Origin of the sequence: Paenibacillus sp. FSL R5-0623, from assembly GCF_037974265.1 — a bacterium.
GTDB lineage: Bacteria > Bacillota > Bacilli > Paenibacillales > Paenibacillaceae > Paenibacillus.
Window position 1 is genome coordinate 985552 of sequence record NZ_CP150233.1, and the last position, 16116, is coordinate 1001667.

General features: G+C 45.6%; 12 protein-coding genes. 7 read left to right on the forward strand and 5 right to left on the reverse strand.

Translation table 11 applies throughout. From position 1 onward, the window contains the following. Window positions 1-19 precede the first annotated feature (19 nt). Complete coding sequence (locus MKY92_RS04505) at window positions 20-4363, forward strand: S-layer homology domain-containing protein (protein ID WP_339299359.1); 4344 nt, start codon at window positions 20-22, stop codon at window positions 4361-4363. Window positions 4364-4399: 36 nt separating this feature from the next. On the opposite strand, the gene MKY92_RS04510 is transcribed toward MKY92_RS04505, so the two are convergent. The 3 genes from MKY92_RS04510 to MKY92_RS04520 all read right to left on the reverse strand — a co-directional run bounded on the left by MKY92_RS04510 (window position 4400) and on the right by MKY92_RS04520 (window position 6447). Continuing rightward, window positions 4400-4582: a hypothetical protein gene (locus MKY92_RS04510; RefSeq protein ID WP_339299360.1), complete on the reverse strand. Its 183-nt coding sequence runs from the start codon at window positions 4580-4582 to the stop codon at window positions 4400-4402. 271 nt (window positions 4583-4853) lie between these two features. After that, window positions 4854-5033, reverse strand: coding sequence for a hypothetical protein (locus MKY92_RS04515; RefSeq protein ID WP_339299361.1), 180 nt, complete (start codon window positions 5031-5033; stop codon window positions 4854-4856). A 424-nt stretch (window positions 5034-5457) separates the two neighbouring features. Then, complete coding sequence (locus MKY92_RS04520) at window positions 5458-6447, reverse strand: zinc-binding dehydrogenase (protein WP_339299362.1); 990 nt, start codon at window positions 6445-6447, stop codon at window positions 5458-5460. 181 nt (window positions 6448-6628) lie between these two features. Between MKY92_RS04520 and MKY92_RS04525 the strand changes: the two genes are divergently transcribed. The 4 genes from MKY92_RS04525 (at window position 6629) to MKY92_RS04540 (ending at window position 10138) form a co-directional block, all read left to right on the forward strand. Further along, window positions 6629-7489, forward strand: a complete 861-nt coding sequence (locus MKY92_RS04525) for a LysR family transcriptional regulator (RefSeq protein ID WP_339299364.1) — start codon at window positions 6629-6631, stop codon at window positions 7487-7489. Window positions 7490-7537: 48 nt separating this feature from the next. After that, window positions 7538-8644, forward strand: coding sequence for a beta-eliminating lyase-related protein (locus MKY92_RS04530; RefSeq protein WP_339299365.1), 1107 nt, complete (start codon window positions 7538-7540; stop codon window positions 8642-8644). A 113-nt stretch (window positions 8645-8757) separates the two neighbouring features. Then, complete coding sequence (locus MKY92_RS04535) at window positions 8758-9228, forward strand: SMI1/KNR4 family protein (protein ID WP_339299366.1); 471 nt, start codon at window positions 8758-8760, stop codon at window positions 9226-9228. Between the two features lie 31 nt (window positions 9229-9259). After that, entirely contained in the window at window positions 9260-10138 is an 879-nt protein-coding gene (locus MKY92_RS04540; RefSeq protein ID WP_339299367.1) for a LysR family transcriptional regulator, read from the forward strand. A gap of 247 nt (window positions 10139-10385) precedes the next feature. On the opposite strand, the gene MKY92_RS04545 is transcribed toward MKY92_RS04540, so the two are convergent. Both MKY92_RS04545 and MKY92_RS04550 read right to left on the reverse strand, forming a co-directional pair. Then, entirely contained in the window at window positions 10386-11375 is a 990-nt protein-coding gene (locus tag MKY92_RS04545) for an aldo/keto reductase family protein (protein ID WP_339299368.1), read from the reverse strand. A gap of 105 nt (window positions 11376-11480) precedes the next feature. Beyond that, entirely contained in the window at window positions 11481-12515 is a 1035-nt protein-coding gene (locus MKY92_RS04550) for a PocR ligand-binding domain-containing protein (protein WP_339299370.1), read from the reverse strand. 305 nt (window positions 12516-12820) lie between these two features. Between MKY92_RS04550 and MKY92_RS04555 the strand changes: the two genes are divergently transcribed. Beyond that, complete coding sequence (locus tag MKY92_RS04555; protein WP_339299372.1) at window positions 12821-13963, forward strand: glycerol dehydrogenase; 1143 nt, start codon at window positions 12821-12823, stop codon at window positions 13961-13963. Then, window positions 13963-15732, forward strand: coding sequence for a dihydroxyacetone kinase subunit DhaK (dhaK, locus tag MKY92_RS04560; protein ID WP_339299373.1), 1770 nt, complete (start codon window positions 13963-13965; stop codon window positions 15730-15732). Before MKY92_RS04555 ends, dhaK begins: the two co-directional genes overlap by 1 nt. Window positions 15733-16116: the final 384 nt, after the last annotated feature.

Here is a 16116-nt window from a genome sequence, read left to right on the forward strand (position 1 = left end):
ATCATGAAGGAGAACCTCTATGCCAAAAATAAGAAGGACTGTGCAGCTCGCTTTGATTGCGTTGCTTCTTTCCAACACTGTACCCGTATCTGCACAACATGATAAGTCAGAGGCACAGGCTATGTCTGTGTCTGGCATACCCTCAGCTCATCATGACAATAGTAAGTTAAACGATGTTATGAATAGGGCCGTATCCATGGGATTCATCAAGGGAGATCCAGATGGAAACGTTCGTGCAGCTGATCCAATCACCCGTCAGGAACTGGCAGTTGTTCTTGCTCAAGCTCTGGGTCTCACGCTGGACAAGTCATTCACAACATCTTTTACGGATGTGAAATCTACTAGCTGGTCAGCGCCTTCCATTCAGGCGGTCAAGAAGGCGGGGATTTTGCAAGGAGATGCAACAGGGCGTTTCCGTCCACAGGCCCAGATCACTGGACAGGAACTGGTGACAGTTCTGGTAAGAGCCACAGCTTTGGCTAAACAAGAAGTTCAGGGAGATTCCCTTCCTTCAGACTGGAAAGGAGCGAGTACGTGGGCTGCTCCATATATTCGAACTGCTGAGAAGGCTCAACTTCTAAGCGAATATCAGGGAGAGAATAATGTTAAACATGGGCTTGTTCGGGGCGAAGCCATAGGCATGCTGCTGTCGGCCATGTTCCCGGAAACCCGCTTGTCTGTCATTCAGTCCATTGAAGGAAAGCAGATTCAGATCAACGGAGTTATTTATCAGATATCTGAACAAGTGGCAGGTCTTCTGAATAATCGTAATAAGGCTGTTTTGGCTCAGGCTGGAATACAGTTTAAGAGTCGAAATCATACGCTCACCGAAATTAACGGGTTGGAAATTAGAACAGGTGGTCAAGAAGCGGACCCAGGAGAAGCTGAATTTAGCGGCAATCTGCTATTGGATGGGGGAGACGTTGTAATTCATGGGGATCTAACCACGAAGGCAGACTTCGTTTCAGTGGAGGGACTTACAGTCAAGAGCAAGCTGACGATTGCCCCCGAGGTGAAGCATGATTTTTATGCCAAAAATATCAATGTGGCACAGTCTGTCTTCGTTTATGGCGGCGATAGTAATACGGTTGTATTTGAAAATTCCATTCTCAATACCGTGGGTGTAGATAAAAGCGATGTACATGTGGCACTAACAGGGAATACCCGTACTCAAGAAGTTAACGTTAGATCAGACAGTATGATTGATATCGAGAAAACGGCTAATCTCCCGTTATTAAATATTCTCGAAGGTGCAAGCAAAGTGGAGCTACAAGGAGCCATTGAAACGGTTCATGTGAATACTTCCAAGTCTCTGCAACTTAACGGTAACGTCACTTTACAGCAACTCAATGTGGATGGGACAGGCGCTGTCAACATTAATGCAGCAGGCTCCATTCAGCAGCTTCAAGTGAATAACCCTTTCACGCAGATTAATGTGGCGGGGAATGTGAAAGTTTCAGATATTTCTTTGGCTGCCGGAGTCACGTCTTCAGTTGTGAGTGGAATTACAGGAACGGCATCTTCCAATACGGTATCTCCTTCGTCAGGGGGAGCGAGTGGGGGAAGTGGAGGCGAAACATCTCCTGTTGTTGCTAATCGTGCTCCTGAACTACTGAAACCATTTGAAAGTCGCAAGTATACGCAGAATGGACAGGGAGCAACGTTAAACCTAAACAACTATGTGACTGATCCGGATGGTGACTTGGTCACTTATACGGTCAGTTCATCCAAATCTGCCGTTGCAAAGGTTATCCTTAGTGGATCGCAATTAGATATTGTTCCCGTGGGGGATGGCACGGCTACCATAACGGTGACTTCCAATGATGGTCGTGGTAAAAGGCTGAGATCCACATTCGAAGTCTACGTGAATAGACCTCCTATTGCATCGCCAATTCCTGATCAGGAATTGATAGCTGAGTCAGATAGCAAGGATGTGGATCTCATGGTCTATGTTATGGATGATGAGAAATATGAATCGGAATTGCTATACAGTGTAACGAACAGTGCCCCGGAAATCGTGGGCACAGAAATTGTGAAATCGAACTATGCTGAATCTGTATTGAGGTTAACGCCTAAAAAGGCGGGGGAAGTTGTACTTAAAATCAAGGTGGATGATGGGCAAATTGCAGATGATGGCAGTACGGGAATTATTGAACTCGATATGAAAGTTGTTGTTCTGCCACCGCTCAATCGTGCGCCTGTCGGGGAAGCTCCATCGAAAATAGAGGTATACTTGGGGGATGACATCCCTGTAGTGAAATTGAACGAGATATATTCTGATCCAGACGGTGATCCTTTGACGTATACAGCGACTTCATCCAATCCAGACGGGGTAACAGTAGAGGAGAATGCGGGTGAACTGAAGTTAACATCACTTCAAAATGGGACGTATACGATATCTTACACAGTGAATGACGGTAAAGGAGGAATCACTGAGGATTTCTTTGACATCGATATTCTACTAGTGCCAAATCATAATCCGGTAGGAAACTCACCAGGATGGGTTGAAGCATATCTCGGTTTCCTCACAGATCCTATCCCCTCGGTGGACTTAAATGATTATTATACAGATCCGGATGGTGACCTGCTCACATTCAGTGCATACTCCTCTAATCCTGATTTAATTGTCGAGGAGGAAGCGGGTGTACTGAGCTTTACCGCTCTAGAATTTGGAGAATACATCATCTATTATTCAGTAAAGGATGGAAAAGGTGGTTCCATTTCAACCGCATTTCAGATAAGGGTTAATCCTAAGCCTAATGCTTCTCCGGTGCTTACTCAGAATCTACCTGCTCAAACGTTGTTTGTAGGCAAGGAAGGTGCGGTCATTAATCTCTCGGAATATTTTAATGATCCCGATGGAGATACATTAGAATTTCATACACCACTTGATTTCAATAATCTCCTGATCGCAGCGGTGGATATTCAAGAAAACAAGCTGATTATTCATCCAAGACAGGTTGGTAAAATTCAAGCTAACATCAAAGCAAAAGATATGTATGGAAAAGAGGCGACAGCCTATATTGATGTTGAAGTTCTTGAATCTGGAAATATCAGTTCAATTCCGGATCAAACGGTAACATGGCCTTGGTCAACTCTGAATCTTGAGCTGACATCGTACCTGATGAATTTTGATACAGCTACGTTAACGGTGGATGCTTCCTCAGCAGATACCAATATTGCGACAGTCTCTGCCAATGGTTCACAGATAGCTGTTGCTCCTGTTGCTGAAGGAAATACGACAGTGACGTTAACGGTATATGACCTGAAAGGGCGTAGCGAACAAGCATCCTTTGGCGTGACTATACAAGGCGAGCCTGCTGGCCCTAACTTGGCCCCTGAGGTAGTAAGTAGCATTTACGAACAAGTTTTGACACCTAATGTAACGAATGAGCGCACGTTTGACCTGAGTCAACTATTCAGTGACCCCGATGGAGATGCGTTGCAATTCACGATAAGCAATAGCTCAGACGAAGCAGTGAATGCAAGCATTTATGGTAGCCAGATCATACTAAAGCCGGGGACTGGGAATGTAGTTGCTCCTTTAACCATAACAGCAAAGGATGGAAAAGGTGGACAGGTAGATTATACCTTCAACGTTCGTACTGCTTCTCTGGTTAACGGTGGGATCATGCAGATCAACACGAAGTCCGGTGTCATAGATCCTCTGACTCTTACAACGTCCAATTGGTTCCCTGGTCAGACGAGTTTTAAAGTATATAGCGGTACGCCAGATTCGACGTTTACAGGACCGGGTACGATTAATTCTTCCCAGATCCCTTTGAGTGTATCTGCATTATTATTCTGGATCATAGGGAATGACGGTAGGGCCGTGGTCGTTCAGGTAAACTCGCAAAATCAGGGCACGTCAGAGTTATTCTTCTCTCAGTATGCAGATGCAGGGAATGGACGCAGTGTTGTTCAACTTTATTACACAGGTGACGGTGATCCGTCACATAAAGCAACCGGGTATCAATTGGAAGTTCATCAGTGGATGAAAAAGACATCCACAATGAAAGTGACAACAAAAAACATATTTGATGTTACTCCAGGGTTACCTTATTTAAACATCAATTATACTTTTTACGACTTTTTCGATATAACTACAGCCCAGTATTACAATGATGAATTGGAATTGTATAACCCGAATGAGTATAACGTCGTTGCTTTGGTTCTCAAAAAGGATGGACGAATTGTAGATGTGTTAGGTGATCCAACTTCACATGATCAATTCATGCCTGCTGGGGGGACGTTTATCCGAAAACGCGGGATATATACAGGTTCACAACAGTTCTCATTAACCGGTGAATGGAATGAGTTCCCTCAAGGAACTTTACAGTACGTGGGTAAACATACGCCGTAGAATTGTATTTGCTACAATGGCGTTTAGTTTAACAGATCAATAAAAAATCCTCCATGCTCCCAACGTGAGCATGGAGGATTTTTTATTTAACCAGATAAGGATACATGCAGGATCTGTGATCTCGATCTTGTGTTCCTGCGTTCGTTCACGTGGTGCTGATTCTTCTGCATAAGAACGTTGTAGTTTGGCACGCATAAATTGCTCTGCATATTCGCTCATTAAAGAAGCGATTCTAACGCGGATGTTGCACCATTAACTTGTTGATGTGCAACAAGAATAGAAAAGGCCGCTCCTTTGACTAATATGTAGGCATGTCCCTCCAGCACTTCCTGAGCCAATTGGATCTCGGCTTCTGTGACGGGCAGTAGAGCGAACGTTTGCAGACGTAATTCTGTACATCCTCATCTTCTTCTGAGTCACGAACAAGTTGCGCGGCAGCATGAAGGATTTCACCCAGAAGAGCAGAGGAGCCTGCCATGCCTAAAGCTCGTCATGCTTCGATACGGATGAGATCCTCTTCATGTGTATCTACTCCAATAGCGAGAACTTGATGAGTAAGGTGATTATCGGTTAGTTCGATCAGATCACGAAGTATCTGTAGTTTTTCTTCACCGCTGATTTCGTTAAAATCAGGGTGTTCATTGTTGTTATTATGATTTAAATCAGACATCTCAGACATATCCTACCCTTTCACCTCCAGAGTTATATTATGGCTTGGGCGGAATAGCGTGAACATCTAGTCTTTCATGGGCTGATTCAATGGATCATACGTGATGAGCACCGGAAAAAATTTGGGCTCAAGCATCAGACTAATACCTTGCTCGTCTTGATCAGTATATGAAATGATATAGTTCCCGAAATGAGACTCGTAGTTGAAGTCTTGGAATTGAAAGGAATGTTCGGGATACTTTATCTTCACATATAACGTAGTAACTCCGCGAGCTAAGGTTTCTTTTATCATAGGAATTTGGGCCACAATGATAATAGCAACAAGAACAATTAGTATACGTTTAGCTAGACGGGTCAGATGGATTCACCCCATTATCGTAAATCAATTTTTAACAATTCATGAAGGCCCATCTCCAAAATAGATGTCACTCCATAAGGATAGCCAGATTACCAAATTGCTCGCCTTTTTCCATGCGTTCGAATGCTTGTGCTACGTCTTGTAACGGATATACGCCATCAATTATAGGATGTATGTCATGTTGCTCCACGAATTGCAGCATCTGGATAAACTCCTCACGGCTGCCCATAGAGGTGCCGATCAGACTGATCTGCGGGAAGAAGATAGAACGAATGGGTACGGTCAGATCATCCCCCGAACTTGCACCATACATTACGATACGTCCACCTGGTCTGATTATATCAAAATATTTGGGGAACATGGCTTGTCCGATGCTATCCAAGATGATGTCCACAGGTTTCTTATCGTTCTGCATACGCCAATCGGCATGACTACCCAGTGCATGGGTGGCACCCAAACACAGAGCTTCATTTCTTTTGGCTTCACTTCTGGAGGTGACGGTCACCTTGGCACCAGCCGCAACCGCCATGAGCAGGGCATAGGTCGCTACACCACCGCCAATACCGGGAATGAGCACATGTTCAGCTTTCTTCAATACACCGCGAGTGAATAAGGCGCGATAGGCCGTCAGGGCTGAAAGGGACAGCACACCTGCTTCCTCCCAGGATAGGTGTGCTGGCTTAGGGAGGGCATTTTCAGCAGGCAACGTTATATATTGAGCCAGCGTTCCATCCGTAGGACTACCAACAATATCGGGCACGATGGGCACGTTATTCGCAAATTCCCAACCGAGCGTAGGATGGATAATGACTTCATCACCTATTGTGAACCCGCTTACGCTTTCGCCAATCGCTACGATGATACCTGCCCCATCGGAACCGGGAATGAGCGGGGTGTCCTGGGTTCCGCGTCCTGCCATGATGAATAGATCCCGATGGTTGATTCCAGCGGATTTTAATTGAACCTGCACTTCCCCGGCTTCTGGTGCCCGAGAGATTGCCTCTGTATATTGAAGACCTGCAAGGCCGCTCTGTGCTGAATGGACAATAGCTTTCATGTTCAATATTCCTCCTGTCTGTTTAGCTAGATTTCACTACTGAGCCTCATTGTACAGACGGAGCAGATTCACGTAAAATGAACAAAAATGATTGTCAGTATCATTAAAAATAATAGATAAGCACTTTGCATGAATTGGATGATGCAGAATGCCGATATAACGATGAGCAGGTGATCAGGATATGGATGCAGGTGATTTGAAAATATTTCAGGCGGTTGCCCGCGAAGGTAGTATCAGTAAAGCTGCACTCGCACTCAATTATGTGCAGTCCAATGTAACCACACGAATTAAGCAGTTGGAGACTCAACTGCAAGTACCGCTATTTCATCGTTCCAATCGGGGGATGTCGCTCACACCAGCGGGCGAGAACCTGCTTGGGTATGCGGATAGAATATTGGAATTATTACATGAAGCAGAGCAGGCCACGCAAGTGGGTAACCCACCAGCTGGCATGCTTCGTCTGGGTGCCATAGAGACAGCAGCTTCTACTTTTCTGACGCCGCTCTTGGCTGAATATACTTCATGCTACCCGGAAGTACAGCATTCGCTTGTCACGGGTGGGACCCATGAACTGAACCAGAAGGTCATTCAACATGAATTGCATGGTGCCTTAATATATGGCCCGATTGATCATCCTGAGCTGAACTACATGAAGATGTATGACGAGGAATTGGTGTTGATCGCTGAACCTGGAGTACATGAGATGTACACGTTATTGTCCAGGCCGATGTTGTTTTTTGAGATCGGATGCACTCATCGCGATCAGGCGGAATCCTTTTTGAAAGATCAGGGTATCCACACGCTTAACATCATGGAATATGGAACACTGGACACGATTCTGAATGGGGTATCTGCCGGGCTCGGCGTATCATTGCTACCACGTTCTTCGGTTACCAAAGCAGAATTAAGAGGCGAGATCGCGGTGTTATCTTTGCCCGATCCTTATTGCCGGTTGGAAGTAGGATTTGTGTATCCCCGTGGTGAACATATATCTAGTGCGCTCAGCGCTTTGGTTGAGATTATTACAGTACCAGAACTATAAGAGGTTGTTCATAAAGTCCGTTTATGAACAAACACTATAAAGGAGTGAATGACTTTGGAGGATACTACGTTAACATTGGCTGATGCCTTTAATCAGGTAGATTTTATTGTGGGCGGTCATGGCAGTCGCCAAGTGAAGGTACTTCAGAACGTATTGGACCAGATTGATGGGGAGTTGTTCAGTGACCACTACGGCAACGGCCCCATTATTGAAGATTTTCAGCAACAGATGGCTGACGTTCTTGGGAAGGAATCCGCGGTATTTTTCCCAAGTGGAACGATGGCGCAGCAGATTGCATTACGGATCTGGTGTGACCGCAAAGATGTAAAACGAGTAGCTTATCACCCTCTGTGTCATCTGGAAATCCATGAGGAAGACGGACTGAAAGAGTTGCATCAGATTGAATCAATTTTACTTGCGGACAAGGATCGTTTGATTCGTTTGGAAGATGTACAAGCGCTTGATCAGGACATTGCCTGTCTGCTGTTAGAACTGCCACAACGTGAGATTGGTGGGCAATTGCCAGCGTATGAAGAGTTGGAAGCGATCTCGGCCTATTGCCGTGAACGCGGGATTAAGCTGCATCTGGACGGGGCACGCCTGTTTGAGATCACTCCTTATTATGAGAAGACGCCTGCGGAGATTTGCAGTCTGTTTGATACGGTGTATGTTTCCTTTTACAAAGGCATTGGAGGTATTGCGGGGGCCATATTGGCGGGTGATCCGGATGTGATGCAAGAATCGAAAGTATGGAAACGTCGGCACGGCGGAGATCTGATTGGCCTGTATCCGTATATTCTGAGTTCTCAGTATTATTTCAATGAACGGATTGGCAAAATGGAGCTGTATTACGAGCAGGCTCAAGAACTCGCCTCCCTACTGAATGCGTGTCACGGAATACAAACCTTACCCGAGGTGCCGGTATCCAATATGTTCCATGTGCACTTTGCGCTCGCTGCGGCCGAAGTTGAACCAATTCTGGTGCAAATGGCTCAGCAGTATGGCATAGGAATGACTTCATATCTGAACAAAACAAGTGGAAACAGCTGTGCCTTTGAACTGTCTACGGGTGATCGTTATGAGAAAGTTCCTCAGGACAAGCTGCGTGCAGCACTGGAATGGCTGGATCAAGAGTTGCGTAAACAGGTGAGATAAGAAGTTGATTTTAATGCTCGACTCTTGTTTGGGTAAGGTGTTGCGCTTCAAGGAGAACTATTGAATTCACAACGGCTGGTCAGTGGGGAAAGGTACCTTAAGGGGGAGTTCAAATGACGTCAATAGAATTGGAACCGATTCGTGATCTTTTGGTGAAGGCTTACGATACAACAATGGGAGAAGGGTGTACTCCTGAGAGGCAAGAGAGTATTGAGGATTTTGAGCAAAAGCATAATGTGAGACTGCCCGGAGCGTATCGTGCACTTTTGCTTGAATTCGGTGCATGTAACTTCGGCGACCCTGCCTTGTATTCGGTGAAAGAACTGAGCTGGGCTTATACTGATTTTTTGGAAGTATACCGTGAAGTTGAGAAAGAATACGAGCTGCCAGCTGACCTCCAGCCTTTCCCGATTGGTGGATTTGGTGAAGGAAGTACGGCTATACTGGATCAAAGTTCAGGAAAGATAATGATGTTGATTCACGATGCAGGGGAAACTCCTCTGCGGGAGATTGCTGTGGATTTTAATGAATTAATGACAATGCTGGCTGAGTCGGCAATCTGGGTTCAGGAACAAATGAATTAACAAGGTAGACGGAAGGATGCGCAATCGGCTTATGGATATTCGAAAGTTAAGATACTTTATCACCGTGGCAGAAGAACTTCATTTCCACCGTGCAGCGGAAAAATTAAACATGACGCAACCACCGCTGAGCCAGCAAATTCAGAATCTGGAGGAAGAGCTTGGCGTGAAGCTGTTGGAGCGCACGAGGAAAATGGTTCGTCTCACCCCGGCAGGTGCCGTATTTCTGGAACAGGCAAGACTGATCATGGCCCAGCTCGAACGATCCATTCAGCTTACACAAAAGGCAGATCAGGGCATCTTCGGGCATATAACCATAGCCTTTGTGGATTCGGCTTCGGGGAGCATTATGGTGGATGTTCTTAGGAAATTTCGCGCTGCGTATCCGCAGATTGAATTGACGCTGCTTGAGATGACTTCGTCCCAACAATTGCAGGCACTGGAAGACGGACAGATCCATATTGGATTTTTGCGATATAAGGAAGATACTCGTCATGTCTCGTTCCGCCCCTGTCAGATGGAAACGTTGATTGCCGTATTGCCAGATCATCACCCGTTGGCTTCTCAGACTCAAGTTTCAATTCGAGAACTGGCGGATGAAGATTTTATTTTATTCCCAAGGCATCTGGGTTCTCCGTTCCATCGTCTCGTTTTGGATTACTGCAGGGAGCATGGCGTAGACCCTCGAATTACACAGGAAGCGATCCAGATGTATACGATTGTGAATCTCGTTGCGGCGGGCATGGGCATTTCTATTGTTCCTTCTTCGGTGGATGTGTTCCAGCGGAAGGGGATAGTCTTTCTTCCATTAGAAGAAAATCCGCCCTCCGTACCGTTGTACACGGCATGGCGGACGGATATGAATCAGGAAGTGGTATCACGTTTTATGAACTTTGTTGAGGGGGGAATATGAGTTGCACTAAAGGTTATTTACACTTACACTGCGATGACAGAACAACCTTCCAATCGCTGTTATCCCCAGATTTTTTCGATCCCTTTTCTCAAGGGGAAAATCTGGTGATAAAGGCGAAGTGTATGCTTCCGAAGTAGCTTTCTTGCAGAAAGCTTTTAGCTCCGCTTTTTCAGGTTTTTTCTGTCCTCTCCGTTATCGTGTAAATGATTAGTTCAATTTAGAATGTTGTGAGTAGTAAAAAAAGAAACTATCCCGTCTTGCTTGGATAACGCTCAATCCATGGATTCAATATTTCATCAATACGAGTCATGATCGCAGGGTCCAGTTTCACACCGGAGGCTTTTACATTTTCCAATACCTGCTCCGGCCGGGATGCACCGATTATGACGGAACTGACATACGTATGCTGAAGAACCCATGCAACAGCGAGTTGAGGAAGAGTTAGACCAATCTCTTTAGCGAGTGGAACAAGTTGTTGCACAGCGGTAAGAACATCTTCACGTAACCACTGACCAGCCAGTTTATTGAAAAAGGGTGCTCCTGCCTCAGCAGCTGCGCGTGATCCGGTGGGCAATGCTTCGTTAGGCGCATACTTGCCTGATAGTATGCCCTGAGCCAGAGGTGACCATGTAATCTGTCCAAGTCCTGCTTGGTCGCTTGCAGGTATCACTTCTTGCTCAATCACGCGCCATAACATTGAATATTGGGGCTGACTTGCAATGAAGGGGACATGAAGTTCCCGCGCCAAAGCGGCTCCTCGTGCAATCTGATCTGCGTTCCATTCACTTACACCAATGTAGTGAACTTTGCCCTGACGCACCAAATCGGAGAATGCCAGAAACGTCTCTTCCAGCGGAGTATTGTAATCATAACGGTGAGCGTAATAGACATCAATATAATCCGTCTGTAACCGTTGTAATGAACCATTGCAGGCTTCCATGATGTGTTTACGTGAAAGTCCGCGGTCATTATGACCTGTGCCGGTTGGGTGACAGACTTTGGTGCATAGTTCAATACTTTCTCTTCGTATATCCTTAAGTGCCTGTCCCAGTACGGATTCTGCCTTGGTATTGGAGTACACATCTGCGGTATCAAATGTGGTAATACCTGCCTCCAATGCGGCTTGAACACAAGCTTCTGCTATTCCATCCTCGACTTGCGCTCCATGCGTAATCCAGTTGCCGAGTGAAATCTCACTGACGGTTAATCCACTGTTTCCTAATTTGCGATATTCCATTCATGTCGCCTCCCTAAGTCATCTGGACTCCATTGTAGCAATGGCAGATTAATAGGTGAAATATCTTTTAACCTCATCTTTGATACGAAAAAAGTATCAGTGAATCTACATTTTCTCCTGGATGTATTTGCGATAGAGAGCAGGCGTAATTTCCTCAAACTTTTTGAATATTTTGATAAAATATCCCGATTCATTAAATCCCAGCTCATCACTGATCTGTGAGACAGGCATGTCGGTGACCTCCAGCAATTGTTTGGCCCACTTAATCTTGAGTTTTGCCAGGTAGGTGGTAAAGTTCTCGCCCGTTTCCTTGGCAAACAGCCTGCTGAAATAACTCGGACTCAGGTGGCATAGATCGGCCATTTGTTTGAGTGAAACTTGTTCACTCTTGTGACTGTGAATGTATTCAAAAGCAGGCTGAAGTACCGGGCTGGAGCTTTCCGCATCACTTGGGCTGTTTTTGAGATAGGCATCTGCGATCGCATTGGTCATCTCTTTTTTGATCGACTCGATATTACGAATGGAGTACCCGGGCAGAATGGTGGAGAGGTTTAGAGTCTCCTGATTACCTGAAGCTTTCTCGAACATTTCAACTAACAGATTTTTGTTGAGTGCTTCTTCCACAATGTAGTTGCAGAGCAGGGATAACATGTTGGAGATTTTCACAATCTCTTCATAGGTCATCACAGGCAGCTGGGCGTATTCGTCCTTTAATTCCTCCAGCTTGGCTGCATGCATGGGTACGTTTTTGGACGTGACAATTTGCTCCAACTCGCTACCCTTTTCCGGATCGGCAAGTTTCACTTGTCCTGCCAAGACAGCGCCGATATATTTGCCATCAATCGTAATTGGAATCGCGATATCAATGATATTGAAATGGCATAGATATACATAGGGCTCATTCAACCGAACGGCTTCCAGACCGCCACGTGAATCACATTTTTGACAGTAGGGTAGAAGCTCGGGGTCTTTACGCACATTCTGGCAGAAAGCCTGACAGCTGCTGTGGCTGGTTATGGGAATGCCTTTATAATCAACGGTGAGGATCGCCAGTTTGGTTACTGTTGCGAGAGAATCTTGTAGACGCTTCCATTTATTAAGATCCAGGATTTTATTGATATGCAGATATTCTTTAATCATTGGATGAGACCTCCATAGCTAACCTGATTCATAATTTAGGCCGTTAAAAGTTAGCAAGTTGTACATATTAAGATGTAATGATGACGGGTAATGTATTATGGGAGGTCAAAATTGAACCATCTCATGACAATAACATACCATGATTGCACTAAAAAGCAAAAAATTACGATTGTAAATTATAATAATTTGTTATCAAAGTCCACTGTAAACCAGCTGCTCATGCGTTATATTAAGGTCAATTGCAAGAAATTAAAATTTAATGTATCTACTACACCATTCCATATCCTTAGGAGGCATATAATAATATGAGAAAAGCATTTATCAGCCCAACCAAATATGTACAAGGCGAAGACGAATTGTTGAACCTGGGGTACTTTGTTAAATCCTTCGGAGAATCTGCCCTGCTGATTGCACATCCGGATGATGTACAGCGTGTCAAAGCAAAGCTTGATGCAACAGCTGAGAAATTCAATATTACATTTGTTGAAAGCGGTTTTAAAGGGGAATGTTCCCGTGAGGAAGTTGCTCGTCTGCAAGCGATCGCGAAGGAAAAAGGATGTGACTCTACCATCGGTCTTGGTGGCGGTAAAGCCATTGATGCAGCTAAATGTGTAGCAGAAGGCGAAGCACTGATCATCTGCCCAACGATTGCGGCAACAGACGCACCGACAAGTCACTCCGCTGTGTTGTACACACCGGATGGTTCTTTTGATGACTATGCTTACTTCAAACAAAGCCCGAGTGTGGTTCTTGTCGATACAACGGTAATCGCCAATGCACCAACACGTTTCCTCGTATCCGGTATGGGAGATGCGCTCTCTACATACTTCGAAGCAAGAGCAACAGCGAAATCCTATTCCCGTGTAAACGCAAGTCTGCCAATGGGTTCCCGTGAAGGATACACACCATCAGCAGTAGGTACCAATGCGGCACTTGCACTGGCAAAACTGTGTTATGAAATGCTGCTGACTGACGGTGCAAAAGCGAAAGTGGCGAGTGACAGCAACGTCGTGACACAAGCGCTGGAAAATATCATTGAAACGAACATTCTCTTGTCTGGTCTTGGATTCGAAAGTGGCGGTCTGGCTGCGGCACATGCGATCCACAACGGTTTGACTGTTCTGGAGGGTACACATCATTTCTTCCACGGTGAAAAAGTATCCTTCGGTACGATTGCACAACTCGTGCTTGAAAATGCACCAACCGAAGAGCTGCATGAAGTCATGGACTTCTGTCTCGAAGTGGGACTGCCGATCAGCTTGGCGGATATCGGTGTAGATACGATTAGTCAGGAAGAGTTGTTAAAAGTGGCAGAGATCGCTTGTATTCCGGAAGAATCCATTCACGCTATGCCGTTCCCAATCACTGTTCCTGAAGTGGCTGCTGCCATTGCAGCGGCTGACCGCATGGGCCGTGAGTACAAAGCAGCACGCCGGGAGGCCAAATAATGAAGAAAATTATTAACCAAGCTGAACATGTTGTTATGGAAATGTGTAACGGGATTGCGCTTGCACACCCGGAGCTTGAATTTCTGAAAAAATATAAAGTCATCAAACGCAGAGAGATCCAGGCGGATAAAGTCAGCCTGATCAGTGGTGGCGGCAGTGGACATGAACCGGCTCACGCTGGTTATGTAGGGAAAGGCATGCTTGATGCAGCGGTATGTGGAGATGTATTCGCATCTCCTTCCCAAATCCAGGTGTATCAAGCGATCAAGGCAACAGCCAGCAACAAGGGTACACTTCTGATCATCAAGAACTACAGCGGCGACATGATGAACTTCAAAAATGCAGCGCATCTGGCTGAAGAAGATGGCATCGACGTACAGTATGTGCGTGTTGAGGATGACATTGCTGTACAAGACAGCTTGTATACCGTTGGACGTCGCGGCGTTGCCGGTACCGTACTGGTTCACAAAATTGCCGGAGCAGCAGCGGAGGAAGGCCGCAGTCTGGCAGATGTGAAATCCGTTGCCGAGAAAGCAGCTCAGAACGTGCGCAGTATTGGTTTTGGATTCACATCTTGTACCGTGCCAGCTAAAGGCACGCCTACATTCGAAATTGCTGAAGATGAGATGGAATTCGGCGTAGGGATTCATGGTGAGCCAGGCATTCGCCGGGAGAAAATCGTATCGGCTGATGAATTGGCAGGACGTATGGTCGAAGCATTGCTTGCCGATATGAAGCTGGATACTGATGCTTCTGCTGAGATTGCGGTGCTCGTGAATGGTTTTGGTGCAACACCACTGCAAGAACTGTACCTGCTCAACAATTCCGTGCAGCGTGAGCTTGCTGGACATGCAGGTCTGAAGGTCGCTACTACGTTTGTAGGCAACTACATGACAAGTATCGATATGGCGGGTGCATCGGTTACGATCCTGAAACTGGATGAGGAACTAAAAACGCTGTTGTTCAAGGAAAGTGATACACCTGCATTTAAAGTATCCGGCCCTCCAGCAGCACAAGTGGCGTATTCCGAAGCGCTGGAAGCTGTTGTTGGTGAAGACGCTCCCGTATCTTACGAAGTGGAGACGGATGCATCAGCTGCTGTCATCCAAGGCAATCAATTTTCACTGGACAATGTCGTCTATCTGATCGATAAAATGGGTGAGATTATCATCAAGAACGAGGTACCGTTCTGTGAACTGGATTCCCATGCCGGTGATGGCGATTTCGGTATGAGTGTGGCAAAAGGCTTCCGCCAGTTGAAACGCGAATGGAATCACATCATCAACGAAGATAAAAAAGACATCGGATCGTTCCTTGATGCATGTTCCTTGGTCATCATGGAATATTGTGGCGGCGCATCCGGCCCGATCTGGGGTTCGGCATTCCGTGCGGCTGGCAAAGCTGTAGGGGATAAACAGCAATTAAACGTTGCTGAATTTGCTGAGATGATCCATGCAGCTGTGCAAGGGATTCAGTCTACTGGAGAGCGTTCCTTCGGACGTGGTGCCGTTGTGGGTGACAAAACCTTGATCGATGCACTCGTTCCGTGTGCCGATTCCTGGACACAAAGTGCGGAGTCTGGCGATGACTTCAAAACCGCATTTGCCAAAGGTGCAGCAGCAGCCGTTGAAGGTGCCAAGAAAACCGAAGACATCGTGGCACGTATGGGACGTGCAGGTGCCGTCGGCGATCGTAGTCTGGGCTACCCGGATGCTGGCGCGTATGCGCTGGGTGTTATTTTCACAGAATTATCTGAGTCGATGAAGTAAGAATATTGGTGGAAATTTAGATCATTTCGATGAGAAATATAAATGTATAAAGAGTTCTTACCGCAAAAGAAGTATCACACAGTGATGCTTCTTTTTTTGTATTGAAATGTCGATTTTTATGCATATAAATACATACAATGGAATATTTGGTTCATAATTTCGCCATGAATTTAAATAATTAGGTTGTTGAAAATGCCTTCTAACTTGTTATAATATAACCTATTGATATTGATAATCACTATCATTTGTTGTTTGTTACTCAGCACTACAGTGAAAAGGGGTTAAGTTTATTCTCTAAATTTACGTCTGAGGAGGTATGATACTGAGTTTATCCAACACATTACGCTGCGTGGGAATCCAAATTTTCTAAATCTAGGGGGATAT